Origin of the sequence: Campylobacter gastrosuis (assembly GCF_030249845.1) — a bacterium.
Taxonomy (GTDB): domain Bacteria; phylum Campylobacterota; class Campylobacteria; order Campylobacterales; family Campylobacteraceae; genus Campylobacter_A; species Campylobacter_A gastrosuis.
This window is the reverse complement of sequence record NZ_JANURM010000002.1, coordinates 42,568-68,698: the sequence shown is the minus strand read 5'-3', so window position 1 is coordinate 68,698 and position 26,131 is coordinate 42,568. Positions and strand designations below refer to the sequence as shown.

Annotated in this window: 22 protein-coding genes; 10 read left to right on the top strand and 12 right to left on the bottom strand. The window is 37.2% G+C overall.

What is annotated here, in order from left to right; translation table 11 throughout:
• Positions 1-7: 7 nt before the first annotated feature.
• Genes purS through NYG85_RS02305 form a run of 4 tightly spaced genes read left to right on the top strand, consistent with a single transcriptional unit; the run spans position 8 to position 2,793 of the window.
• Positions 8-244 carry a phosphoribosylformylglycinamidine synthase subunit PurS gene (gene purS, locus NYG85_RS02320; protein WP_284936868.1) on the top strand — a complete coding sequence of 79 codons (237 nt, stop codon included), beginning with the start codon at positions 8-10 and terminating at the stop codon, positions 242-244.
• Positions 241-906 (top strand): phosphoribosylformylglycinamidine synthase I, encoded by a 666-nt coding sequence (purQ, locus tag NYG85_RS02315; protein ID WP_284936867.1) that lies wholly within the window; start codon positions 241-243, stop codon positions 904-906. The genes purS and purQ overlap by 4 nt, the downstream gene beginning before the upstream one ends.
• Positions 900-2,141 (top strand): SH3 domain-containing protein, encoded by a 1,242-nt coding sequence (locus NYG85_RS02310; RefSeq protein WP_284936866.1) that lies wholly within the window; start codon positions 900-902, stop codon positions 2,139-2,141. The genes purQ and NYG85_RS02310 overlap by 7 nt, the downstream gene beginning before the upstream one ends.
• Positions 2,122-2,793, top strand: a complete 672-nt coding sequence (locus NYG85_RS02305) for a lysophospholipid acyltransferase family protein (protein ID WP_284936865.1) — start codon at positions 2,122-2,124, stop codon at positions 2,791-2,793. Before NYG85_RS02310 ends, NYG85_RS02305 begins: the two co-directional genes overlap by 20 nt.
• Here the strand turns inward: NYG85_RS02305 and NYG85_RS02300 are convergent.
• On the bottom strand, positions 2,783-3,658 hold the full coding sequence (locus NYG85_RS02300) for a hypothetical protein (RefSeq protein ID WP_284936864.1): 876 nt from the start codon (positions 3,656-3,658) through the stop codon (positions 2,783-2,785). The two genes, NYG85_RS02305 and NYG85_RS02300, sit on opposite strands and share 11 nt — an antisense overlap.
• Complete coding sequence (gene murI / locus NYG85_RS02295) at positions 3,655-4,419, bottom strand: glutamate racemase (RefSeq protein ID WP_284936863.1); 765 nt, start codon at positions 4,417-4,419, stop codon at positions 3,655-3,657. The genes NYG85_RS02300 and murI overlap by 4 nt, the downstream gene beginning before the upstream one ends.
• Before the next feature lie 75 nt (positions 4,420-4,494).
• Here murI and NYG85_RS02290 point away from each other — a divergent pair, with 75 nt between their 5' ends.
• Positions 4,495-5,556, top strand: a complete 1,062-nt coding sequence (locus NYG85_RS02290; protein ID WP_284936862.1) for a tyrosine-type recombinase/integrase — start codon at positions 4,495-4,497, stop codon at positions 5,554-5,556.
• Between the two features lie 27 nt (positions 5,557-5,583).
• On the opposite strand, the gene NYG85_RS02285 is transcribed toward NYG85_RS02290, so the two are convergent.
• The 4 genes from NYG85_RS02285 to dsbD all read right to left on the bottom strand — a co-directional run bounded on the left by NYG85_RS02285 (position 5,584) and on the right by dsbD (position 10,114).
• Entirely contained in the window at positions 5,584-5,919 is a 336-nt protein-coding gene (locus NYG85_RS02285) for an SMR family transporter (protein WP_284936861.1), read from the bottom strand.
• Positions 5,920-6,163: 244 nt separating this feature from the next.
• Positions 6,164-6,733: an outer membrane beta-barrel protein gene (locus NYG85_RS02280; protein WP_284936860.1), complete on the bottom strand. Its 570-nt coding sequence runs from the start codon at positions 6,731-6,733 to the stop codon at positions 6,164-6,166.
• Between the two features lie 131 nt (positions 6,734-6,864).
• The gene (gene aldA, locus NYG85_RS02275) at positions 6,865-8,304 is read right to left on the bottom strand and encodes an aldehyde dehydrogenase (RefSeq protein WP_284936859.1); all 1,440 of its coding nucleotides are present in this window, start codon (positions 8,302-8,304) and stop codon (positions 6,865-6,867) included.
• A gap of 103 nt (positions 8,305-8,407) precedes the next feature.
• Complete coding sequence (dsbD, locus tag NYG85_RS02270) at positions 8,408-10,114, bottom strand: protein-disulfide reductase DsbD (protein WP_284936858.1); 1,707 nt, start codon at positions 10,112-10,114, stop codon at positions 8,408-8,410.
• Positions 10,115-10,203: 89 nt separating this feature from the next.
• Here dsbD and ppk2 point away from each other — a divergent pair, with 89 nt between their 5' ends.
• Positions 10,204-11,001, top strand: a complete 798-nt coding sequence (gene ppk2, locus NYG85_RS02265) for a polyphosphate kinase 2 (RefSeq protein ID WP_284936857.1) — start codon at positions 10,204-10,206, stop codon at positions 10,999-11,001.
• Positions 11,002-11,037: 36 nt separating this feature from the next.
• Here the strand turns inward: ppk2 and NYG85_RS02260 are convergent, their stop codons facing one another.
• The 3 genes from NYG85_RS02260 to NYG85_RS02250 are packed head-to-tail and all read right to left on the bottom strand — an operon-like array spanning position 11,038 to position 13,809.
• Positions 11,038-11,826 carry a 3'-5' exonuclease gene (locus NYG85_RS02260; protein WP_284937135.1) on the bottom strand — a complete coding sequence of 263 codons (789 nt, stop codon included), beginning with the start codon at positions 11,824-11,826 and terminating at the stop codon, positions 11,038-11,040.
• Complete coding sequence (rpe, locus tag NYG85_RS02255; RefSeq protein ID WP_284936856.1) at positions 11,820-12,467, bottom strand: ribulose-phosphate 3-epimerase; 648 nt, start codon at positions 12,465-12,467, stop codon at positions 11,820-11,822. Before rpe ends, NYG85_RS02260 begins: the two co-directional genes overlap by 7 nt.
• Before the next feature lie 7 nt (positions 12,468-12,474).
• Positions 12,475-13,809 carry a hypothetical protein gene (locus NYG85_RS02250; protein ID WP_284936855.1) on the bottom strand — a complete coding sequence of 445 codons (1,335 nt, stop codon included), beginning with the start codon at positions 13,807-13,809 and terminating at the stop codon, positions 12,475-12,477.
• Positions 13,810-13,943: 134 nt separating this feature from the next.
• On the opposite strand from NYG85_RS02250, the gene rpmB reads away from it, so the two are divergent.
• The 3 genes from rpmB to argJ are packed head-to-tail and all read left to right on the top strand — an operon-like array spanning position 13,944 to position 16,464.
• Positions 13,944-14,135: a 50S ribosomal protein L28 gene (rpmB, locus tag NYG85_RS02245; RefSeq protein WP_284936854.1), complete on the top strand. Its 192-nt coding sequence runs from the start codon at positions 13,944-13,946 to the stop codon at positions 14,133-14,135.
• Between the two features lie 21 nt (positions 14,136-14,156).
• On the top strand, positions 14,157-15,287 hold the full coding sequence (locus tag NYG85_RS02240; RefSeq protein ID WP_284936853.1) for a potassium channel family protein: 1,131 nt from the start codon (positions 14,157-14,159) through the stop codon (positions 15,285-15,287).
• A complete protein-coding gene (gene argJ / locus NYG85_RS02235; RefSeq protein ID WP_284936852.1) occupies positions 15,280-16,464 on the top strand; it encodes a bifunctional glutamate N-acetyltransferase/amino-acid acetyltransferase ArgJ in 1,185 nt (394 codons plus the stop codon). Before NYG85_RS02240 ends, argJ begins: the two co-directional genes overlap by 8 nt.
• A gap of 23 nt (positions 16,465-16,487) precedes the next feature.
• Here the strand turns inward: argJ and NYG85_RS02230 are convergent, their stop codons facing one another.
• Complete coding sequence (locus NYG85_RS02230; protein ID WP_284936851.1) at positions 16,488-21,257, bottom strand: alpha-2-macroglobulin family protein; 4,770 nt, start codon at positions 21,255-21,257, stop codon at positions 16,488-16,490.
• 1 nt (position 21,258) lies between these two features.
• A complete protein-coding gene (gene pbpC, locus NYG85_RS02225) occupies positions 21,259-23,403 on the bottom strand; it encodes a penicillin-binding protein 1C (protein WP_284936850.1) in 2,145 nt (714 codons plus the stop codon).
• Positions 23,404-23,481: 78 nt separating this feature from the next.
• Between pbpC and NYG85_RS02220 the strand changes: the two genes are divergently transcribed.
• Complete coding sequence (locus tag NYG85_RS02220; protein ID WP_284936849.1) at positions 23,482-25,518, top strand: ATP-dependent helicase; 2,037 nt, start codon at positions 23,482-23,484, stop codon at positions 25,516-25,518.
• A 141-nt stretch (positions 25,519-25,659) separates the two neighbouring features.
• Here NYG85_RS02220 and NYG85_RS02215 read toward each other — a convergent pair whose 3' ends face one another.
• Positions 25,660-26,127, bottom strand: a complete 468-nt coding sequence (locus NYG85_RS02215; protein ID WP_284937134.1) for a beta/alpha barrel domain-containing protein — start codon at positions 26,125-26,127, stop codon at positions 25,660-25,662.
• Positions 26,128-26,131: the final 4 nt, after the last annotated feature.

The window sequence follows — 26,131 nt, the reverse complement described above, 5'->3', positions numbered from 1 at the left end:
GCACAAAATGAGAGCAGTTATAAATATAGCGCTAAAAAACGGCGTTTTAGACCCAGCTGGTAAGGCAACAGAGCACGCACTTGGCTCACTTGGCTTTGCAAATGTTAGCAACGTAAGAATTGGCAAACAAATCGTCCTTGACATTGACTCAAACGATAAAAATGAAGCCAAAAAACAGCTTGAAGTTATGTGCGAGGAGCTTTTGGCAAACACCGTTATTGAAGATTACGAGATAGTGTTATGAAAGTCGCTATCGTTTTATTTCCCGGCACGAACTGCGAGAAAGACACCGAATACGCATTTAAACTTCTAGGCTGTGATACGCAAATCATCTGGCACAAGCAAGACAGCTTTAATGCCGATTTGGTCGTATTGCCGGGCGGTTTTAGCTATGGCGATTATTTAAGGACGGCTGCCATTGCGAAATTTAGCCCAGCGATGAAAGCAGTCTTGGCTCACGCAAAGGCTGGCGGATATGTGCTTGGAATTTGCAACGGCTTTCAAATGCTCTTAGAGCTAGGACTTCTGCCCGGCGCTATGCGCAGAAACGAAAGTATGAGCTTTATCTCAAAGTATCATCATCTAAAAGTCATCGCAAATAGCAATAAATTTTTATCAAATTTAAGCGTAAATGAGATAGTAAATATCCCTATCGCTCACGGCGAGGGTAATTATTTCACCGATGAAAACACGCTAAGAACGCTTTATGAAAACGAGCAAGTTTTGCTTAAATACTGCGATAAAAACGGAGCTGAGCTAAATCCAAACGGCTCGGTTGATGGCATTGCTGGAATTTGTGATAAAGATAAGAAAATTTTCGGACTTATGCCCCACCCTGAACGCGCTTGTGAGAAAATTTTAGGCACAGATGACGGGCTAAAAATGCTAAAAGGGCTAGTTTGGTAAAAAAGCTACTTCTGTTTTTACTCGCCATAAATTTAGGAGCGACTAGCCTAAACGAGCCTAGCGTTTTTGATATGTTAGAGCGTGGCAAGAGCGATAATTTGGTGGATAAAAGCAGACTTACGCCTAAAAAAGAGAGTATCAAGGCTGATGATATAAAAAACATTATGCCTACCGACGAGCCAGATTTAAGCATACCTGATAGCTCACTTTATGACACGATTAAAAAGCGTGATTTAATCTTAAAAGTGCAAAATATGCCAAAAAACGTGGTTGTTGGCGAAATTTTTAAGGTTGAAATTACGGCAAATCCGCAAAGTGAGCTTGATTTTGAGTTTGAAAGCACCCTTGATGAGAGAAATATCAAGTGGGTAAATAGTAAATTTATCCAGTGGGTCAAATCGCAAAACGACACGACATACACGGCGACGCTGTATCTACAAGCCAAAAATTCCACGACAAAGAGCGTGAATTTTACACTAAACTTAAAGCACAACAGAACCGAGTATCAAAAGAGTAGCATAAATATATTTTTACCAAAAATCAAAGAGTTAAAAGCACCAAATAACTACAACAATATCGTTGCAAATAGCCTTGAAGTTAAGAAATTTAAGACAACAAAATTTGATGATTTAAGCAACATTATGATTGTTGAAATTTCTGGCAAAAATGTTGATTTGGCTTCGTTTTTCATAAACGACCGCACTCTGATAAAACAGGGCGTAGATACGATAAATGGGGACTTTGGCAGCCAAAGTGCATATTATTTTGCCGTATTTAAGCCAAACAAACGCTCACTTGATTTTAGCTACTACAACCTGCAAAAAGAGAAATTTGAGAGCTTTTCGCTGCCAGTTAGCGTTGAAGATGACGAGATAAGCACTCACGTGGGGCTAAATCCAAAGCAAAGCGATATCGCAACATATAAAAATGTTACGATTTACTCACTTGCCATTTTACTCTTTGTGCTTGGAATTTTTAGGCGAAAGATTAGCTATTTTATCGCCGTTGGCTTACTTGTCGCACTTGGAATTTACACCTACAATCCATTTAGAAAAGCGACTTTAAAGCAAGATGTAAGTGTAAAAATCCTACCAACTACAAATTCAACGATATTTTATATCTCAAAAACCAAAGAGGGCATTGAAATTTTAAATGAGCGAAACGAATATGTTAAAATTTTATTTAATGACGGCAAGATAGGCTGGGTAAAAAAAGATGATATTATCAAGAATTAAGGGCGGTTATTACGCCGTTGAGTTTGTTTTAAGCGTTTTAATTGTTATATTTTTTATGTGGCTTTTGCCAAAATTTATACACCCAGTCCGCAGATTTTGGGCAAAATCGCAGCGAATTTTAGGCTTTTATAAGCTTGAAGTCATCGGTAAGATAGCACCAGCAAATATGCTAATTATAAATCATAAAAGTATGCTTGACATTGTCGTAATGGAGGAGATTTATCCAAAAAATTTAGCGTGGGTGGCTAAAAAAGAGATAGGCGAAATACCCATAATCGGCAAAATTTTATCAATCCCAAAGATGATCCCCATTGACAGGCAAAGCCCAAGAGCACTTGTTAATCTCATAAAAGAGGTAAAGGACAGGGTTAAAAATGGGCGAGTTATTGCCATTTTCCCAGAAGGCACGAGAGCTAAGGGCGAGCGACTTTTGAAATTTCAAAGTGGTGCTAAAATGGTGGCTGATAAGCTAAATTTGGTCGTTCAGCCAGTTGTGATTGTAAATTCACAAATCTTAGATGTTAAAAATTTCAGCTTTAAAAACGGCACTATAAAGGTCATTTTCTTACCGCCAGTTGATAGAAGCGATGAAAACTGGCTTGAAACCGCTAGGGCGAATATGCAAAAAACGCTTGATGAGGCTAGAAAGTAGCATCAAGCTCTCTTGCCATATTTTTTGCCATTTCGTCTTCGTCTAAATAAAATTTCTTATCATTTTCGTATGGCTTTCTAATTATGCTTTTTGCCACATCGTGGGTTAAAATGGTGTTTAAAAGCTCTAATTCGCCCTGAAATTTAAAATAAAGCTTTGGTTTGTAACCCAAATTTTGCCTTTGCCATTTTGCAAAATCAATGCTAAAATTTTTACAATCTGGCAGGGTAAAATCATCAAATCCAAAACATAAAGCCATAGCGTAAAATCCGTGTGGAGCGGCGATTTTATCATATTCGTTTATATCAATTCGTGAGATTAAAGTGCAAATTTCTTTAAAACTCTCGCTTAAAATTTCAGCGTCCTTTTCATAAATTCCAAGCAAAAATCTCACGGCGCTTCTCTCCCAAAGCGGTTTTTTACTCTCGCTAAATTTCACAGCCTTTGGCACGGCGTAGTCTAAAATTTTCTCATCTTTATACCAAAGCCCCATAAAAAGGTTGCAAAACGCAAGATAAAAAGGATAGCCGTTTTTACAAATCCCAAGTTCGTGCGGTAAAATACGCTCAATCACGCCTAAATCATTGCAGTAAAACGAGCGAAAAATCGCAAAGGTGTTCATAGAGTGATCATATCCGCCAGAACAGCTAGGCATTAGCAAAAATCTATTCGCCTGATAGATAAGATCTAAGTGTTTTTCGTAGTCGTTAGTGCTAAAACACTCAGCCGTCCAACTTTTATCAAGCCCTATAATGCGATAACTCATCGCCCCAATTAAGCTTTGTAAAAACAAAACCCTATCTCCGCCGCTCTTTTGTAAATACTCGTTAAATTCCTTTTTAACCTCGTCTAAATACTCGCTCATTTTATCCCTCTCATTACTTCAAGTCTAGCTAAAAGCGTGGCGATTTTTTCGTCTTTCTCACACTTTTCATACGAGCAAAAGTAGCTTGTTTGATTTTCGCCCTGCCCTGTTTTTATAGCTGGTAAAATTTCGCACAAACGCCTTAAAGTGCCGTCAATCCCGTCAATAAACTCCACATTTTTTGGCAAAATTTCACGCATTGTGTCCTTAAAATAGTTAAAATGCGTGCAGCCAAGCACGAGTGAGCCATACTTGCTTAAATCAAATCCGCTAAGCTCACGCTCTAAATATTCACGCACATTTTGGCTCTCAAACTCCAAATTTTCAGCAAACTCTACAAGCCTAGGTAGTGCTAGTTTTGCCACCCTTTCGTGAGCGTTTAGGGTGCTTATGAGATTATCAAGCTTAGTGCCATTTATCGTGGCATTTGTAGCAGTAAGTATGCAGTTTGTGGATGTTTTTAGGGCTTGTTTTACCGCTGGCTCCATACCGATTATTGGCACGTCTAAATTTGCTCTAAGCTCGGCTACGGCGGCACTTGTTGCGGTATTGCAAGCAATGATAATGGCTTTAACATTTAAAGAAGCCAAAAACTCACACGCTCTAAGCGAAAGTTTGGTGATTTGCTCCACGCTTTTTACGCCGTAAGGGACGTTTTTTGTATCGGCAAAATAGATAAACTCACAGCCCTTAAACCTACCAAGCGCCTCGCTTAAAACGCTAAGTCCGCCAAAACCAGAGTCAAAAAATGCCACTTTCATCGCCAAAATCCTTAAAATCAAAAGCAAAATTATATAAATTTATAGCTATAATCTGCTTAAATTAAAGGATAAATTTTGAAATACCCACTTGATAATAAAGAAACCTTTGAGCTTTCACTGCTTTTTTGGCTCACTCGCTACGTGAAATTTAAGCTTAGCTCTCTCTCAAACAAAGAGCTTAGAAATCCGCAAATTCTAGCATCTGTAAATTATCAGCTAAACAGGCAGGTAAGCAGTATTGACGTGCTTGACGGACTTGTGAAAATGGCTAGAAACGCCGGACTTACTGGCATAAATACATATTTTAATCCGCTTAAAAAGATTTATGAAACGCTCTGTTTTTATGGGCTTTCTAGTCTTAAACAGATTGACGAGGAGCTACTTAGCGAAATTTTAGCCAGTGTCACTGGTGGGCTAAGTGACGCAAGTAAGAAAAATTACCGAATTTCAGTGATTAACTTTTTTGCATTTTTAGATAAGCAAAACGAAGAGGATGGCAAGGCTCACGTCTTTGACATTGAGCTTAAAAATTGGGGCGGTGTAAGTGGCAACAGAGGGCAAAAACTGCCTGAATTTATGAGCGAAGAAGAGGTTAAGCGGTTTTTAACAGCAATTGACGAGGCTGATTTTAAGAGCAATGAAAATCGCAATAAGTTAATAATCAAACTCATAATTTTCACTGGAATTCGTGTAAGCGAAGCTCTAAATTTAAAGCGAAAAGATATAACCGAAGATGGCGATTTATACGTTATACGCATACGTGGCAAGGGTAATAAATATAGAATTGTGATGATAAAACGCCATTTAATTGAGAAATTTTTAGACGCAATAGCGATAAGCTATATCAATAAAGAGGGCTATCTTTTCATCAACAAAAAGGGCGAAAGGCTAACCCAAGCTTACGTTAGCCGAATAGTGGAGCAGATTTTATTTAAGGCTGGAATTCGCAAAGAAAAAAACGGCGCTCATATGCTTCGCCACACCTTTGCGACAATGCTTTATAAAAAGCAAAAGGACATCGTGCTGGTGCAAGAAGCACTCGGACACGCTAGTTTAAACACGTCTAGAATTTACACGCATTTTGATAATGATAAGCTAAAATTAGCCGCAAAAGTAGCAGAGGATTTAAGTGAATGATTTAGCCATTTTTAAAATGGCTAAATTTTAATGAGAGATGCTTTTTGAGAAAAGTTGGATTGTCACAACTCCACCAATAATAAGTAAAATTCCTAAAATCGCAGGTAAATCTAGCTTTTGACCCATAAAAATCCAGCCAACAAGCGAGATTAAAACAATGCCAAGTGCCGACCAAATCGCATACGCAACGCCGATAGGGATATGCCTAATCACAAACGAAAACAGATAAAAAAGCAGTCCAAATGCCACAAGCGATAAAACGCCATAAATTGGCTTATTAAAACCATCGCTAAGCTTTAAAAGTGTGGTACCTAGTGTTTCAAGCACGATTGTAACGCCCAAAAGTGCGTAATACTTTACCATTTTTACTCCTTGTTTTAAAATTTTGGCGAATTATAAGAAAGTTTTTTAAACGCAAAAATTAACGAAATTTTAATAATTTATTTTTTTATATAAAACATACTAATCTTAAAAATTTTATATTGATAATAACTGGATAAATTGATATAGGTTTGCATTATGCACATATTTTTATTACTTTCTAATTTATGGCGATTTGTAAATTTGCAATATAAGATAAAAACGCACGAATTACGTGCGTTTTTGTTTAGAATTTGTAGTTGTATCCAGCATAGACGCTGTGTTGTTTTTGTGTTAAATCAAAATTTACCTCTTCGCCGTCATCTACGCCAAATTTTGCAATGTTGCATTTATAACCCATTTCAAATGAGTTGTGAGTGTCTATATCAAAAAGCAGACCAACTTTTGCACCATACATAAAGCCGCCACCGCCGCTATTTGAGTATTTTGGGTTTGTGTCTTTTATGTAGGCATAGCCTAAAAATCCGCCCAAAACGCCCCTTACACCGCTAGAAAATTCCGGTGTCCAGTCAGCACCGGTGTAAAGCTTGGTTGTTCGCCAGTTAATACCCTTATCCTTTGCCTTAGAATCTTGGCTTAAAGCACCATAAATTCGTGCCACGCCAAAGTCATAACCGCCCTTAACGCCAAGCCCTAAATTCTTGCCTTTAAATTTCTCATCATCTCTACCAGCCTTGTCATCTAGCTGTGTGTTAAACGAATAATCGGCTTCAAAGCCAACAAAAGCACCACTTTCAGCGGCGTTTGCACAGACAAAAATGGCAGAAGCTGCCAATAAACATAGCTCTTTTTTCATACATTATCCTTTCAAAAAAAGTAATGCCATTATACCCCTCCCTATAAAAGTAAACTTAAAATTTGAAAAATATTTAGAATTTGTTGTAATTTTTTGTGAAAAAAGTGCTACTTTTGGTAGCACTTTGTGGGTTATTGTTTGTTTGTGTTGTATTGTAAATAGACAACGTGTGTAGCAAGATACTCATAAAGTCCGTGTTTGCCGTCGGCTCCGCCAATACCGCTCTTTCTAAATCCAGCGTGAAAGCCCTGCATAGCTTCAAAATTCTCTCTATTTATGTAGGTTTCGCCAAATTTTATCTCTTTGCTAGCTCTCATTGCTATGTCTAAATTTTGCGTATAAATTGAGCTTGTAAGTCCGTATTCGCAGTCATTTGCCATATCTATGGCTTCATCAAGTGTTTCAAATTTTGCGATCGGCAAAATCGGAGCGAAGATCTCTTTTTGCATTATCTCATCGCTGTGTTTTACCCCAGTTACGACCGTGGCTGGGAAGTAAAATCCACTATCATCTGTTACTTTACCGCCACATTCTACCACGCCACCAGCACTCACAGCTCTTTCTAGCATAGCCTTTGCATTTGCGACGCCATCGGCATTTACAAGCGGTCCCATATCAAAATCGCCCTTTAATGTGTTACCAAAAGTAACCTTTGACATCTCTTTTACAAATTTATCCACAAACTCATCATAGACATCTTTATGCACATAAGCACGCTCAGCACAATTACAAACCTGTCCGTTATTGCAAATCCTACTTGCCTTAATCGCCCTAACCGCTAGGTCAATATCGGCGTCTTTACACACGATAGCAGGGGCTTTGCCACCTAGTTCAAGTGATACTTTTATGATATTTTTTGCAGCCGCTTGCATTACTTTTACACCAGCATCAACGCTACCAGTAAGGCTAACAATGCCGATATTTTCGTTACTTGAAAGCTCATTGCCTACGATAGCTCCGCTGCCAGCGACTAGGTTAAACACACCATTTGGTAGGCTACTTTTTTCAACGAGTTTTGCAAATTCAAAGGCGTTATTTGGCGTTTGTGAGCTTGGTTTGATTACGATTGTGTTGCCAGTTAGCAGTGCTGGAGCTAGTTTTCTAGCAATTAAGAAAAACGGGAAATTCCACGGCAAAATTCCGCCAACAACGCCGATAGCCGTGCGGTAAAGGTAGATATTTTCGTTTGGTCTGTCGCTTTGGATTATCTCGCCCTCATATCTCCTAGCCCACTCAGCCGTATAGTCAATGTAATCGGCTGTGAAATTTATCTCAATTTGCGCTAACGCCCTAACTTTGCCCTGTTCTGCCATAAGCACGTCGGTTAGGTGCTTTGCGTTGGCTCTGATTAGATTTGCTAGCTCTCTTAGGTGATTTGCCCTAGCGATAGCTGGCAGTGCCTCCCACGATTTTTGAGCCTTTTTTGCAGCCATTATCGCCTCTTTGGTTTGCTCTAAACTCGCCGTTGCAACCTGTGAAATGACCTCTTTTGTGGCTGGGTTTATGACGCTTATAAATTCGCCATTATCTGGGACAAAACGTCCATCAATGAAGTTGTGATACACTTGCATTTGCTCTCCTTTGTTGGGTTTTTGTTAATAAAAATTTATAACAAATTTGAGCGTTTTAGGCAAAAAAGTGCAAATTTTGCCTAAACATTGTTACGTTTGGTAACTAAATATCATCTATCTTTTTTAAAAAATCGTCAGCAGAAATGTAGCCGATAATACGTTTAGAAGCCACTTCGCTACCATTTTTAAAAAACAAAAGTGCTGGTGGGTCAATGAGCGAAAACTCACTTAAAATTTTTCTATCTTCATCGTTACCTTTTGTAACATCAATCTTAATTAGCGTGAAATTTTTAAGCTCACTAATCACACGCTCATCTTTAAAGGTCTTATTATCAAGCTCTAAACAACTAGCACACCAACTAGCCCAAAAATCAACCAAAACTGGCTTTTGTGAGCCTTTTATGATCTCATTTAGCTCGTTTAAAGTCGTGATTTTTTGAAATTTCACGCTCTCATTTTGCGTTTTGACGCCAAAATTTTCAAGCGGACTAAGCGGGTCTTTTGAGCCGATAAATCCGCCGACAATTAGCATAACCGAGTAGATAAAAATCAAAATGGCAAATGATTTTTTTAGCCTTAAAATTCCGTTATTTGCACTCTCAAAAGCACCCAAAAACACAGCCCAAACCACGCCTACAACGCCATATCCAATAAACTCAAACATAGCACCAAAAATTCGCGAGCTAAGCCAGAGCGCCATTAAAAGCATTAAAAATCCAAAGCTATTTTTAACCCCGTCCATCCACGCCCCCGGACGCGGTAAAAGCCTACCAGAACTAGCCCCAATCACAAGCAGTGGCAGCCCCATACCAAGCCCCATAACAAAAAGCATAATGCCACCATAGACTAAATTCCCGCTTTGCGAAATATAAAGCAAAGCCCCAGCAAGTGGTGCAGCAACGCAGGGCGAAACGATAAGAGCCGATAAAAATCCCATAACAAAAACGCCAAAATAACCGCTATTTTTCGTGCCTTTTTTATTGATTGCGTTTGTAAAACGGCTTGGAATTTTAATCTCATAAAATCCAAACATACTAAACGCAAGTGCGATAAAAACGGCACTAAACACGGCTAAAATATATGGATTTTGAAGCACTCCACCAATGCCAAACCCAAGCAAACTAGCCAAAATTCCAGCCCCAGCATAAGCAAGGCTCATCGCTAAAACATAAACAAGCGAGAGCAAAAATCCACGCTTTGTGTTTAGGGTGTTACCTTTTGAAACAATTATACTTGAAAGAATCGGTATCATCGGGAATACGCAAGGCGTGAGTGATAAAAGCACACCAAAGCCAAAAAAAGTAGCCAGTGATATGAAAAATCCGCTATTTACCAGCTCATAAGCTATGCTTTGCTCCTCTGAGAGTTCATCTGTTTTTTTAATCTTTATCTCTTTTAAATTTACGCCATTTAGCCCCATTGTTAAGTGAAATTTCTTAAATTGCGGTCTGTAACAAATGCCGTTTTTGGCACACCCTTGATACTCTAAATTAAGCTCATTTATGCCCTGAGATATGCGTTCTTTTAGCAGATTTATGGGGATAAAAATTTTAAAATTTTGCATAAAAATTTCATAGCCGTTTGAGTTTGTTGGGCGTGGCATATTTAGTAGATGATTTATGCTCTCTTTGCCAAGTTTTACAAAAAAAGTGTCTTTATAAATATAGATATTTTCGCCCAAATTGTAGCTAATCTCAATGCCGTGGCTATCGGTCTTAGTTTTGATATCAAACGCCTCGTCCAAATTTAAAACAGTACCAAATGAAAATGCCAAAAATATGAAAAATGGTAACAAAATTCGCTTAAACATATAAAAATTCCTTTCAAAAAAGTTTAATTCTACTAATTTTTATTAAATTTATTGTAATATTTTAAAACACTTTTTAAACAGGAGGCAAAATGTCAAACAAAACTTACAAATCAGAATATCAGCGAGAGCTTGCTTTGCTTCAAATTGAGCTTTTGAAATTTCAAAACTACGTAAAAGAAAAAGGGCTTCGTGTGCTAATTATAATGGAGGGCAGAGATGCTGCTGGTAAGGGCGGATGCATTAAGCGTTTGATTGAGCATTTAAACCCACGTGGATGTCGTGTCGTCGCACTTGAAAAGCCAAGCGATGTTGAAAAAACTCAGTGGTATTTTCAACGCTACGTAGCACACCTGCCAAGTGCTGGCGAGATCGTGATTTTTGATAGAAGCTGGTATAACAGAGCTGGTGTTGAGCCAGTTATGGGATTTTGCTCACAAGAAGAGCATAAGCAGTTTTTAAGAGAGGTGCCAAAATTTGAAGAGATGATAATTGATTCTGGGATTAAATTCTTTAAATTTTATCTCTCTGTAAGCAAAGAGGAGCAGAAAAAACGCTTTAAAGAGCGTCTAACAGATCCGTTAAAGCAGTTTAAAATTTCGCCAGTAGATAAGAAATCGCAAGAGCTTTGGGATCAATACTCGGTGGCAAAATACTCAATGCTACTCTCATCAAACACGCCGATTGCGCCTTGGACTATCATCACATCTGATGATAAGAAAAAGGCTAGGATAAACATTTTTAAATACATTCTTTCAAATGTTGATTATCCAAATAAGATTGACAAAAAAGCCCTAGCCTACGACCAAACGCTTGTTAGAAGTGGCGAAACGGAGATTAAGAGAATTGAGAGCGGACTAAACAAAGAGGGTCTAAAAAGTATAAACTAAATTTTTGGCGTGTGTTACGAAAAGTAACAAACGCCATTAAAGCAAGGCACTTTGCTGTTTTATGTTTTGATACAGGCGGTTTGCGGTTTTGCTAAATTTTATCAGCTCTTCTACGTGATTAAGGCTTGGCGGTAGGTTATCAAGCGAGATTTTAAAAATTTCAAATGCTGCTAAGGCGTCGCTTAACGCCCTGTGATGAGTGCTTTTAATCCCTAAAAGCTCTTTTAGTGAGCCAAGCCCATATTTTGGCGAAACTATCGTTCGCCTAGCAAGCTCAATCGTGCAAATTTTGCGGTTTAAAAGCAGACCAAAACCAGCACGAGATAGGCTGGTGGATATGAAATTATAGTCAAAATTTACATTGTGAGCGACAAAAACACTCACGCCCAAAAACTGCTTAAACTGCTCTAAAACGTGATTTAATGGCGGTGCGTTTTTTAAATCAGCCGTGCTTATACCAGTTAGCTCCGTAATGCTCTCAGGCACAAAATCAGCGTAGGCAAAGCTCTCAAATTTTGAGATAATCGTGTCGTTCTTGACCTTAATTGCGCCAATTTCTATGATTTGACCGCTATTTATGCCACCGCTCGTTTCAATATCAACAATGCAAAATTCCTGCTGATCTATCTGCCTTGTGCGTGTTTTTAGCTCAATTTTATCAATGTTTTTAACAATATCAAGCCCCAAAATTCGCCAGTTATCAATATCTTTAATATCAAAAAAATCCCTAAGCTCGGCGATTTGATTTGCCTTTAAGATAAACTCGTAATAGCTTAAATTTTTATTTGATAAGAGATTTAGCAGGTTTTCAAGATTTTTCAAAATTCAAGCTTTAATGAGTTGATTGCGGTTTTGTAAGAATTTGATGAAAAAACGTAGCTACCAGCGACTAAAATATCAGCCCCAGCCTCTTCTAAATCTGGTGCATTTAGCCCATTTACACCGCCATCAACCTCAATTAAGCACTTTGCATTTTTTGCGTCAATCATCTCTCTTAAAGCACGAATTTTAGGCAAAACACTAGATATGAAGCTCTGTCCGCCAAAGCCTGGATTTACACTCATTAATAGCACCATATCAACCTCGTTTATAATGTATTCAAGCGTGCTAACTGGCGTGTGTGGATTTAGCACGATGCCAGGACTTACGCCGTTTTTTCTAATGTAATCAATTAGGCGTAAAGGGTGCTTTTCTTCTTCAATGTGAAAGGTTAGAAATTTTGGCTTTAAAGGCAAAAAAAGCTCGGCAAAAAATGTGTTATTTTCTACCATTAAATGAATATCAAGTGGCTTTGTTGAAGCCTTTGCTACGGCATTTACCACAACTGGACCAATCGTGATATTTGGCACAAAATGCCCATCCATAACATCAACGTGAATAAGGTCAGCCCCAGCCTCACAAACCGCCTCTATCTCAGCCCTTAAATTCCCAAAATCTGCCGATAAAATACTCGGTGCTACATACATTTTAATCCTAACTGCTAACGAATATCGCCCCAGCCTTTTCATCTATGAAAAAATCCACCAAAGCCCCAACGCTAGTCGTATCAAAGTAATTTTCGCCAAGGTAAAATTTTGGCATTGCCACTTCTAAATTTAAATTTTTAGACGCAAAAAGTGCCGTGATTTTACTTGAAATTATGTTTAAAAGTCCATAAAGCGAGAGCATATGCTCGCTCTCATCATCAAAAAATCCCTTTGAAAGCTCGTCTAAAAGTGCCTTATCAAGGCTTAAAACAAGCCTAAAATCAATATCGCCGTAAAATGATAAAACACCGCTAGAAATTTCTAAATCTTGGTTAATTTCGTAGTTTGAAACTTTGATTTGTTCGTAAAAGACCTCTTTATTAAAGACAAAATCAAGCGAATTTACGCTCTCTTTGATGATTTTTGGCACAAAAAGTCCAAGCTGTTTTGTTATGTGTTTTGGGCTAAAATCCACCTTCTCATCTACATAAACCACGCTGTCATCGTTTAAAAACGCATCTAAGCTTGGGTAAAAAAATATGTGTAAATCGGTTAAAATTTTATAAATTTTTGCCGAAATATTTAGCTTTTTAACCCCACAAACGCTAATTAAAACGCCGTATTCTCGCCCGATTGATGAGATTTTGCTTAAAAATTTTGCAGCACTTAGCCCAAAAGCACCCGAACACTCAACATCAAACGCAAAAAATCTAAACCCAGCGTGGATTAAAGCCGTGTAGTGCTTGTAGCTAAAACTAGCGACAAAATCGCTATCTATAAGCCCCTTTACGCTGTAAATCACAGCCGTATCTCGCTCATAAATTTCATCAAATTTTTGTGTATTTAAAATAGTAAGCGGTGTTATCGTGTCGCTAAAATTTTCAATGTTTTTATTAAAATTTTTTGGATTTTTTGGTGCATAAACGCACTTTTGACGCGATGAAAGCGTTAAAAATATCTCATCTCTTAGCTCTTTTTTTGGCTCTAAAACGGCGACCCTTTTTGCTAAATTTTCAAAAAATAGCCGAGCGATTTTCTCACTCTGAAATAGCGAAAAATTCAGGATTTTTCTATTTTTTAAAATAAAATTAAAAACATCCTTATCATATTCACAAAATCCTATCTGTTTTTGCGTTTTTTTACCTAAAAATTCTAAAAATCTAACCGCTTGTTCAAGTCCGATGAGATTTATGTTTTTTGTGTTTTTAAACGAAAAAAGTATGCATTTTGTCTTTGAGATATAAATTTTTTGTGCGTCATCTTGGCTGATACTAAAATTTATATCTAAATTTTCAGGCAGATAACAAATGCTTAAAATTTCGTCAATGACAACGCTAATCAAATTTTACCTCTAAATTTTTTGGCTGATTTTATCTATCTTTGTTTTAAAAATCATTTAAAAAGAGTTCGTTTAAGCGTCTTTTTTGTTTTTTTTAGGTATCATCGCAGACTAAATTTTGTTTTTAAGGATAAGATATGTCAAGAAGATGTGCTATTACTGGTAAAGGCGTTATGGTAGGACATAATGTAAGCCACGCTAACAACAAAACCAAAAGAAGATTTTTACCAAATCTTAGAACTATCAGAATTTCACTTGAAGATGGCTCTACGATGAAGATAAAAGTCGCTGCTTCTACGCTTAGAACTATGAAAAAGCAGTCAAAATAATGCAAATTTAAAGAGGAATTTATGTCTTTTTTTTTAAGGCTTTTAAAATTCCTCAACTGGCAAAAATCTCAAAAACCACAAATCAACCTAAACACCGAACTCTACGAACAGCTAAGACCATTTAGACTGCCACTAATATCAGTGGTGTTGATGATGATGTTTGGCACACTTGGCTACGTTATCATTGATGATTTCTCACTAATTGACGGAATTTATCAAGCCGGTATGACCTTTACAACGGTTGGATTTACCGAAGTTGCTAAAATTTCAACCGCTGGTAGAATTTTTACCATTACATTTATTCTGCTTGGATTTGCTGTATTTACATTCTCAATAGGTATCGTTGTTGAGGTGCTAAAACGTGGCTCACTCATTGCCATTTTAAAGGAGAGGCGTATGCTTTATAAAATCGCAAGGCTAAAAAATCACTTTGTAATCTGCTATCACAACCTTTACACGATTGAGTTATCAGCTCAATTTAGAGAAAATCATATCCCATTTGTAGTCGTTGATAGCAGGGAAGATATCGCTCAAATAGCCGAAAAATACAAGTATCCTTACTACATAAAGGCTGCCCCACACACGCAGGTGGCTTTTTTAAAAACGCACCTTTCAAGTGCAAAGGGTGTGATTGCAATTAGCTCAAATATCGCTGATAATATCGCCCTAATCGCCTCTGTTAGGCTTTATGAAAAGGAGATTGGCAGACAAAAGCCCTACTTTATAATGACAAACTCAGATAACGATGATGATACCGAAAGGCTTAAAAAACTAGGTGCTGATAATGTCGTAAGTCCGTCAAAACTGGTCGCTCAACGCCTAAGCGCAATGAGCGTAAGACCCGATATGGAGAACCTTTTAGAGCAGTTTTTATACAAAAAAGACTCGCCAATTGACATTGAAGAAATTTTAGTGCCAGAGTATTCGTGGGTGAGGTTTAAGCGACTAAAAGAGACAAATTTAAGAAATATCACTGGCTGTGATGTCGTTGGAATTTTAGACAGCAACGGCAAATTCACAGCTATGCCAAGTGGCGATACGATGATAGGCACCGGCTCAAAACTGCTAGTAATCGGCACGGCACACGGCATAATCCTAACAAAAAGAGTGATAAAAAGCAGACATAGACAAGAGGAATTTAAAAATGCATAAGATTGAATGGCTAGAAAATGGGCTAGAAAATATCAGCGGATTTTACTTTGGTGGCGTAAATGCGGGCTTTAAAAAGGACGCAAACGACCTTGGGTTTATTAGAAGCGACGAGGCGGTTGATGTGAGTGCTGTTTTTACACAAAATCGCTTTAAAGCCGCACCAATTCGCCACTTTTTAAGATACGAGCGTGATTTTAAAACCAATTTTATCCTGCTAAATTCTAAAAACGCAAACGCAATGACTGGCGATGATGGAGTGGCTGATATTGATGAAATTTTTGCTAATTTAAGCCAAAATTTAAAGCTAATAAATCCGATAATGAGCTCAACTGGCGTGATTGGCTACCGCTTAAAAAAGGACAAAATCATAAGTGCCGCTAGGAATTTTAACCTAAACTCACGCGACTCAAATGCTGTTGTAACAGCGATAATGACAACAGATAGCTTTAAAAAAGAGTTAGCCTGCAAAATTACGCTAGAAAACGGCGAGTGCTTTAAAATAGCAGCCATTTGCAAGGGTGCTGGTATGATAAACCCCTGCCTTGCTACAATGCTCTGCTTTGTTTTAACAGACGCAAATATACCAAAAGCCGATATGGACGAGCTTTTAGAGCTTTCAGCACAGCAAAGCTTTAATGCCGTTAGCGTTGATGGCGACACATCAACAAACGACACTTTAATGCTTTTAGCTTCAAAAACAAGCGGTGTTTATGATAAAAATGCCTTTAAAGCTGGGCTTGATTTAATCACAAAAAAACTCGCTTTAATGCTCGTAAAAGACGGCGAAGGCTCAACAAAAGTGGTGGAATTTGAGGTTAAAAACGCCCTAAATTTAGAAGAGGCACAAAAAGCAGCCAAGGCACTTTCAAACTCGCTTTTGGTTAAAACTGCCATTTTTGGCGAAGACCCAAACTGGGGGCGAATCGCCTCAACAATCGGTGCAAGTGGTGTAAAGTGCGATGAAAACGAGCTTGTGATACATTATGATGACGTTCTAGTTTATGATAAAAATCACAAAGAGCTTGATGAGATTAGAGAGCAAAAAGCACACGAAGTGATGAAAAAGCCAAGCTACAAAATCAGCTGTGATCTTCGTGCTGGGGATGCTAAATTTAGTGCTTTTGGCTGCGATTTAGGGCATAAATACGTAAGTATAAATGCCGACTATCGCTCATAATTTTGCCTAAAATTTAGGCAAAATTACTTTACAACAAAGCTTTGTGCTTCTAAATCATAATCGCTTTGTGCTTCGTTATACATATTTTGGGCTATTACCGCTGGTAGGACGCACTTGCCGCTTAAAACCACCCTGTAAGGCGTGAAAATTTCGCCACTTTGTTCTAAGTCAAAAAAGCTTAAAACCCTATCATCTTTTATCGTTTTATAGCTTAAATTTACGCTATTTTTTACCGCTTCGGTGCGTTTTAAGCCGACAATATCTTCATTTACCGCTTCAAAACACGGACTAATCATCTCATTTATAACTCCAACTTCAATGTGATTTTTCGCACTAAGTGAAATTTTTGAGTAGATTAAATCGCCGTTTTTTAGGGCATTTATGCTTATTTCTTTGCCGTTTTTATCAACAAAAGAGCGGTAAATATCAAGCGGTTTTGGCTCTTTTTGGTGTTTAATTTTTAGTGGTGCGTTTGCGATTGAGCTAATGTTAATGAAAATTTCGCCACTTGGGATTATCTTAAACTCGCCGTTTTTTGGCGTGAAATTTTTTGTCGTTAAAATTTCGGTGCCATTTTGGATTTTAAACTCGGCATTTTGCGAAGTGTTCTTAAAATACTCGCTAATTGCCATTATCATAAACGCACGCTCTTGTGTTGAATTAACGCTATTTACGCTCTTAATTATCTGGCTAGCTAGCTCATCAGAAAAGCTATCTTTTTTAAAGTGTTTTGCGTGTAAAAACAATACAAACGCCATATCTCTTAACGCCGAGCCAAAATCACGGCTATCATAACTCTCATTTTTGATATTTTTTGCCGATTTTAGCACCGCTTTTACCTCCTCATCAAGCCCAGAAATTTTAAGCGAGCTAGCCATTAAATAACTCTTTAAAAGGCTATTTTCATAAATTTTTCGCTCGTAAATGCTATTTATTAACGAAGGCTCGGCTCTGTTATAAAGGCTTAAAAGATAGAGTGCATAAAGCTCGTTTAACTGGCTTTCGTAATTTGTGTTTTTTAGGGCATTTAGGGCGCGATTTTTAACTACATTTGAAATTTTATAGCCGTTATCATTTAGCGTTAAGAGCAGATGAGTGGCATAAATGCTTGCAAATTCATTGACATTTGAGAACTCATCCCAGTAGCCAAACGTGCCGTTTTGCTTTTGCATTTTTGAAATTTCATCTACGCCAAGCCCTAAAAATCGCTCTTTATCAGCTATCTCATCTTTATTTTGTGGATTTAGATAAAGCATAGCAAAAAGCCTTGATGAGCGTTGCTCAACGCAACCATAAGGGTATGAGATAAGCTCATTTAATGCAGAATCAAGCAGTGATTTTGGCGAATTTGAAGCATCAATTTTAACGCTCTCATAGCCATTTGGTAGCTTTATGTTTAGTGGCGATTTTAGCGTTATGCTCTTTGCGTAAGTGCTTTTTGGATATGGGCTTAAAATATCAAAATTTAGGGCGTTAAGATAGCTATAATCATCTGTTTTTGCCACTATTTTTAGCTCCGCTTTGCCACTATTTTTGGCTAAAATTTTAAGGTCTAAGAGCCTATTTTCAAACGGTTTTAGGCTGATATTTAAATCTGCTAAATCGGTCTTTATAAGCTCGCTTGATGAAATTTCAAGGCTTACATTTTTATCGTTTTGGGTCGTGTTTATCAGCCTTAGCTTTGTTTTTACTTCATCATCTTTTAGTAGATAAAGTAGCTTTGTTGGCTTTATTACCACGTCATCTTTTACTGCCACCTCGCTACTTGCCACGCCAAAACCACGCTCATTTGAGGCAATAGCGTCAATTCTAAGGGCTGAATTAAATGCGTTTGGAATTTTTAGCATAAAGGTCGCCGTGCCGTTGTTATCGGCTTTTAGCCTTATTTGATTTATGAAATTTAGCGCATTTTTATCATCAACTGGGCTTTCGTGCTTTAAAATCATCGCCATAAGCATATCGCCGCCAAAATTTAGCACAGAGCTGTATTTTTTAATGCCAGTTAGCTTTGAATAAATATCGTAATCAAACACGCCGTCATTTAACTTTTTGTTAAAAATTGCAAGCGGATTTGGGCTTTTTTGATTTATGATATTTAGCACACCAATATCTACGACAAATAGCGAAATATCGGCATTTGGCTCGGTTTTTATATCTATTTTAAAGCTCTCGTTGCTCTTTGCTGTTTTACTATTTATTAACTCTACATTTATCTTTCTGGCTTCAAATTTTGGATTTACATAAATTTTAGAATATGCACGAGCTGGGCTAAAAGTGGCGTTTTGATAGATATTTGCACCGATATATCCGCCAAAAAAGTCAAAATCAAGCTTAAATTTCACGTTTGCCGAGTAGTTTTTAATCTGCACTAACTTATACGCCCTAACACCGTTTGCTTCAAGCGTGATAAGCCCCAAACCCTCTTTTATCATTGAGCTTATATCGGCACTTATCTCATCGCCTTTTTGATATGCGTTTGCATTTAATTTGATATTTATGCGACTTTGCTCTTTTAGCGGACTTAGGGTTGAGCTATCAAAACCGCTCACACTCACGCCAAAACTGGCACTTGCACCGCTTTTTATGTCGGTTGCGATTATTACATACTCGCCACTTTTGCTAAATTTATATGAAAACGGCTCATCTTTTTTGTAAAACTCATCAATTTTTTCATAGCTTTTAAACCACTTTAACTCGTAATTTGAGTGTGAAAACTCCCTTAAATAGTCCCATTTTAGCTGTTTTATCTCAAATTTTAAAAGTGTATTTTGTGGTGCTTTACTCTTTGCATTAAGCACGACAGAGCTTATCTTAATCTCATCGTTTGGTGCGATAAAATCGCTACTTGCCCTAACGCCAACAAGCGTATCAAAAGGTAAAATTTCAAAGGATTTTGACCCGCTTACCATTTTGCCATCATCGTTAATATCAAGTCTGATGACACCCTTAATAACACTTTTTATCTCGTTTTTAATATCTAAATCATAGCTCATCATAGCCGTGCCATTCTCATCAAGCACAATACTTTCTAAGCTACTATTTATGTTTAAATTTGGGATTGTTTCATTTATAAATTTATAGCCTTTATACCGCTCATCTTTGTATTCGTTATCAAAAAGCATAAGCTCAACATCGGCATTAAATCCACTTGCAGGCACTCCAAAAAGATAGCTACTGCTTAGCTTTGCTTTTATGCTTTCATCAAGCGTAAAGCTCGTTTTTTTAAGGCTTATATCGTTTTTTAAACGAGCTGGCACAAAGCTTTCAACTTGAAATTTCTCCGACTTTATCACCCTACTTTCAAAAACCACTTCAAGCAAAAAAGCACCGCTTAAATCGCTATTTAAATCCACATTAAAATCTAAAATCCCCAAATCATCTGTGTTTTTGTTAATTTGACTTAAAATTTTGCCCCTTGGGTCTTTAAAAACCAGCTTAACTGGCATATTTTTAACCGCTAAAAACTCATCATCTCTTAGATAAATCACACCTTTTATCGGCTCATTTGGGCGGATTAGAGCGCTTGCAAAGTAGATAAAGGTGCTAGGATTTTTACTGCCATTTTCGTAAAATGCATCCTCGTTTAGCCTCTCATCTTCGTTTAAAATGAGAAAATTTTGCTCATTTGCAAGACTTACAACGACTGATTTTACCGACTTGTAAAGCCCTTTTTGGCTAAAATTAAAAACGCCCTCATCGTTTGTAGCACCATTTGCGATTAGCTCGTTTTTGTCATTGTAAATTTTCACATTTGCACCACCAAGCATCACATTTTGACTAAGTCTGTTTGCAAAGATGAAAATCTCGTCCCTTGCCACCTTTGCGTTTATTGCAATGTCGCTTAAATAGACCGCTTTTGTAACGTTTTTGTCATTAAAACTAGCCGTGATTAGATATACGCCATCGTTATTTGTGCCTAAATTTAGCCTAATGCCCTGCTCTTTTATCTCGTTTTTAACGCCACCCACATCGTAGCTTTTTTGTGCTACTCTTGTTACTAGGGTTTGCAGGCTTTCATTGTCTAAATTTAAAAAATAGCGGTAATTTTGCTCGCTTAGCTTATCTACAAAAATTTCTACTTTGTTTAAATTCGTGCTTTTTATGCCTATCTCGCCAACATTTGAAAGATATGGCTTATCATCAATAAACGCCACAAATGGGGCGTAATCGCCCGTTTTTACCCTAAAATTTAAAGGCTCTCTTACGACATTATAGCTATCGCCAAAGCCCTTTAAAATCGCAATCTCATATTCGCTATTTGGCTTAAACTCATCGCTAGAAATATCCACATAAGACCTGTAAATTTCGCTAGTTTTGTCGTATTCGTAATTTACATTTGAGATACTAAAACGATTTATGTTTGAAATTTTTACAAACTGCTTTAAATCATCATTAAGATAGCTTGGCAAATATAGTCTAAACGCCAAAACTCCGTCATCAAGGGCTTTAAATTCTGGGCTGTTTAGGGTTATTGTCTTTGCTTTTTGGTAGGCTTTTTCATCAAAAACGGCTTTTTTGTTGTTAAAATTCTCCTTGTATTTTAGTTTAAAATCGCCGATTACAAAAAGTGGATTTGAGCTGTTTTTATCAAAATTTAGCAAAAAATCGCCATTTTTTAACGGCTCAGTTTTAAAATTTATGCCCTTAATTTTTAAATTAGTATCAACAAAACTAGCATTTAGCTCATCAGAAAATCCGATTATAAAATTTGCATTATCAACCTTTGAGATTTTATCTATCTCAACGGCGTTTAAATTTAGTGCTAAAAGGGCTAAAAAAAGCAGTTTTTTCAAGCTATCTCCTTATTTTAAAATCTACTTGGCTAAAATTTGAGCCCTCATCAAGACAGCTAACTAAATGCTCTCCAAGCGGTAAAATTTTTAAAATTTCATCGCCACTTGTAGCGTTAAAATAAGGCTCATCGTTGATTTTTACGTGGATATTTTTGCCAAAAAACGAGTAGCATTTTATCATAATTTTGCTCTGGTTTGTATCGGTTTGGATTTGTGAATTTTGTGCTGGACTTGCAATTAATGGCTTTTTATTTTTAAAATCGCACGGACTTTTTGCCACATCATCTTGGGTGATGATCGCATTTTTAAGCATAAAATCAAGCTCCTCGCCCCTTATACTTTCGCACGAATTTATGGGACTTACTCCTAAAATTTGCTCATCGTTTTCATAGCTTTTACACTCATTAAATACAAACTCATCAACGCAGGTTTTTTGATAACTAATACCATTTGGCTGGGTAAAAAACTCCATTTTTTTACTAAACGAGAGCAGTTTAAACATCTCAAAAACGACACTTGAAACATCGTTTAGCCCGGTTAAACTCTCAGTTTTTAAAGCGTTAAAATTACCCACCCAGACAGCTATTGTGTAGTTTTGATTTACACCAATGGCGTATAAATCCCTGCTACCATAACTCGTGCCGGTTTTAAAGGCGATTTTTGGCGAATTTTTTGCAAATTCCCACGCATTTTTTAGATTTGCACGAGTTGCGTTTGAGAGAGCTTTTGCCGTTAAATAGGCACTTTGTGGCGTTAGCAAAGCAATCTCGTCCGTTTGATTATTTACAAAATCCCCTGCCATTTTTAGTGGTTTTAAAACGCCATTATTTGCAAAAATAGTATAAAGATGAGCTAGGTTTAAAAGGCTAATCTCAGCGCTGCCAAGTGCTATGCTAGCTCCGTAAAAATCGGCATTTTTATCCACTAAATTTGCCTTTTTTAAAAGCTCATAAAGCGAGTTTTGCCCTAATTTTTCATTTAACGCTACAAACGGGATATTTAGGCTAAACGCTAAGGCATCACTAGCCCTTAAAACACCATAAAACTGCCCTATATAGTTTTGTGGGGCATAATTACCGATATAAATTTGAGTATCTACTAGCTTTTTTCGTGGCGTAATTAGCCCATTTTCTAACGCCAAAGCATAGATAAACGGCTTTAAGGTGCTACCGACATTTCGTTTCATTTTTAGGGCTGAGTTTTTGCCGTCCTTTGCATTTTGGTCGTGTGAGCCAATAAAGCTAATAACCTGCATTGTTTTATTATCAATAACCACACCAGCAGCATTAAACGCCTTTTTGTCGTTTAGCTCACGCATTTTTACTCTTAATAAATTTAGTAAATTTTTGTGAATTTCAAGCTCGTATTGGCTATTTTTTATCCCATTTTTTATGGCGATTTTTGAAAATTCTGGTGCATTGTAAATTGCGTTTAAACGCTGTTTAACAAACGGCTCATTTTTTGAGCGTTTATAGGTGTTAAAATCTATTATTTTTGCCTGATAGAGCCTTTTTAAAACGCTGTTTTTTAGGGCTGTATCGCCATTTTTATCAAGGCGATTTTTGTTTGGATTTTTTGGTATTGTGGCTAAAAGTGCCATTTGCGAGTAGCTTAATTTATCCAAATCCTTATTAAAATAAAATTTAGCCGCACTTGCCACGCCAGAAAGGTTACCACCATAGGGTGCTAAATTAAAGTAAATGTTTAAAATTTCATCTTTGCTAAAATGCATTTCAAGCTGTAAAGCCCTAAAAATTTCAATAAATTTATTCGCATAAGTTCGCTCATTTTTGCTAATCATTCGTGCAACCTGCATTGTGATTGTTGAGGCACCAATGCGATTTTCGTGCGTTAAATTATGAAAAAACGCCCTAAAAATTGAGAGCGGATTTACGCCAAAATGATAATAAAAATAGCGGTCTTCAAAGTATAAAACGCTTTTTTTTAAAATTTCAGGCACATTTTTTGCATAAATCATAAAATCGCCATTTTCATTTAATCTAATCGTCATAATCTCGCCGTTTTTATCGTATAAAATCGGACTTTGTGCCGGTTTTAAGGCGTTTAAATCAAGCGGATAAAAAAAGTCAGCGATAAAAAATGAGCTAAAAATTAGCATAAAAAATATAAAAATTTTGCGTTTCAAAAGTCAGCTTTCAAAAAAATTTTCTAATTATACACTAAAAATTATTTTGATATAATCTGCGATTTTTTAGGAGTTTTTATGCCACTTTCAAAGCTAAATAAAGAGCAATACACCGCAGCAACTGCCCCAGCCGGACACAGCCTAGTCATCGCTAGTGCTGGCACTGGTAAAACTAGCACGATTGTTGCAAGGATAGCGCATTTATTAAATTTAGGCACGAGCCCTGATAAAATTTTGCTTCTTACATTTACAAACAAAGCCGCTAGCGAGATGATAGAGCGACTAAACCGCTTTTTTGATAAAAAAATCACGCAAAATATCACGGCTGGGACCTTTCACGCTGTTTCATATATGCTACTTAAAAAGCTTGGCATAAATATCACGCTAAAACAGCCAAGTGAGCTAAAAACTCTGCTTAAAAGCCTAATTGATAGGCGAAAATTCCACCATTTAAGCGACCTTAAACCTTATGGTGGGGCTTACCTTTATGACGTCTATTCACTCTATCAAAATAGTGCGGTTAATGAGAATTTTTACGAATATTTTTGTGCTAGAAATGAAGAACAAGCCATTTATGCTGAAATTTACGAGGATGTTTTAAAGGAGTTTGAGGAGCAAAAAAGCCAGTTTGGATATGCTGATTTTAACGACCTTTTAATCAAGATGAGAGAGGCGTTAAAGGGCGGTGCTGATGTGAAATTTGATGAAATTTTAATTGATGAGTATCAAGATACAAACACGCTTCAAGGCTCGCTAATAGACGCTTTTAGCACAAAAAGTCTATTTTGCGTAGGCGATTTTGACCAGAGCATTTATGCGTTTAATGGTGCAAATATTGAGATTATCGGCTCGTTTAAGGATAGATTTAAGGACGCTAGAATTTACGCACTAAATGTAAATTATCGTTCAAGCGGACAAATCCTAGCCCTAGCAAATAAGGTCATAGCAAACAACCCACGCCTTTATCCAAAAAACCTAATCGTAAGCCGTGAAGGCAAGTTTAAAAACCCGACCCTGCTTGTGTATAACGAGCTTTTTGACCAATATGCAAATATCGCTGATATCATCTCGCTTTCGCCATTTAATAGAGAAAATATCGCCATAATCTTTCGTAACAACTCATCGGCTGACGGGCTAGAAGTAGCACTTCGTGAGCGTGGTATCGCCTCAAAACGAAAGGGTGGCGTTAGTTTTTTTGAGAGCCGAGAGATTAAGGCGATGATTGACTTGCTTGGAATTTATGTAAATCCAAAGGATATTATGGCGTTTATTCACGTTTGCGAATATGCAAAAGGCGTTGGGGCCGCGATGAGCAAGGAGATTTTTGACGCACTTTTAAAGCTTGGGCACGGCGATATCATAAAGGGGCTTTTATCGCCTGATGAGAGCGTGAATATCAAGGGTGTAAAAAGGCAAAATTACCAGCTTGGGCTTTTTGATGATTTTGACGATTTTAGCGAAGTTACTAGGTTTAAAACGCTTGGATTTAGCCAGAATTTTCTAGCTCATCCGATACTAAAAAAGGAGAAGTTAAGCGAAAATGGGGCTTTGTTTTTGTATGAAATTTATAATTTAATGGCAAATTTAAAGCACATAAACCGCCCAAGTCAAATGGTAGATGAGATAAAAAATAGCAAAATTTTTAGCCTGATTGTTGATAATCTAGCCACAAAAAGGGCAACTCTAAAAAGTGGCAACGTGGATATTTCGCTTAAAAATGAGGCGACAGAACGCATTGAAAGAAAGGCTTTAATGCTTGTAAATATGAGTAAAAACTACTCAGATACGCATAAATTTTATAATTTTTTAACGCTTGGTAGCAACGAGATGAGCGAGGGAGAGGGGATTAGCCTTTTAAGCGTGCACGCAAGTAAGGGACTTGAATTTTCGCAGGTTTTTGTCGTGGATTTAGCACAAAATCGCTTCCCAAATTTAAAGCTAATGTCAATGGGTGGTAGTCTTGAAGAGGAGAGACGGCTCTTTTATGTCGCTGTAACAAGAGCAAAGGACGAGCTTTATTTAAGCTACGCAAAATTTGACAAGCTAAAAAAGGTAAATTACCAGCCAAGTTGCTTTTTGGTTGAGGCCGGTATGGCAAAAGTCGGCGATTTTTAGTAAATTTATCGCTTTTAAAATTTGTAATTGTGGCAGTTTTAAATAGGAATTTATGTCGCTAAGACAATGGAATTTACGATTTTTAGTAAAATTTTATGTAAAATATCTCATAAAATAATACTTAAAATATTTAGTAAAATTTTATGCAAATTCTATCTTTGAGCCTAAATCACAAACACCTTGTGTGTATGGTGCTGACGTGATGATAATGTCGCTTTTTGCAAACTCATCGCAGTTTTTTAGGCTAATGCCACCAGCGGCGGCGATGATTAAATTTTTAAAGCTATCGTTGCGAATTTTTAGGCACTCATCTATCATTAATGGCGTGAATTTATCGCAAACTACGACATCTGGGCAGTGCTTTAAAAGCTCGTAAAATTCATCCAAACCCTCACACTCCACCATAATCTTTTTCTCTGGCATTTTGGCTTTAAAAACTGGGATTTTCTCGCAAAACTTTGCAAAATTTTCATAAACAATTGTGTGATTTTTAAAAAACAAAACACTATCAAAAAGCCCTAGCCTGTGGATAGTCCCACCGCCTGCTATTACGGCTTTTACGCAGAGCTCTTTTGCAAAGGGGTGGTGTTTTCTTGTCGTGGCTAGGATGCAG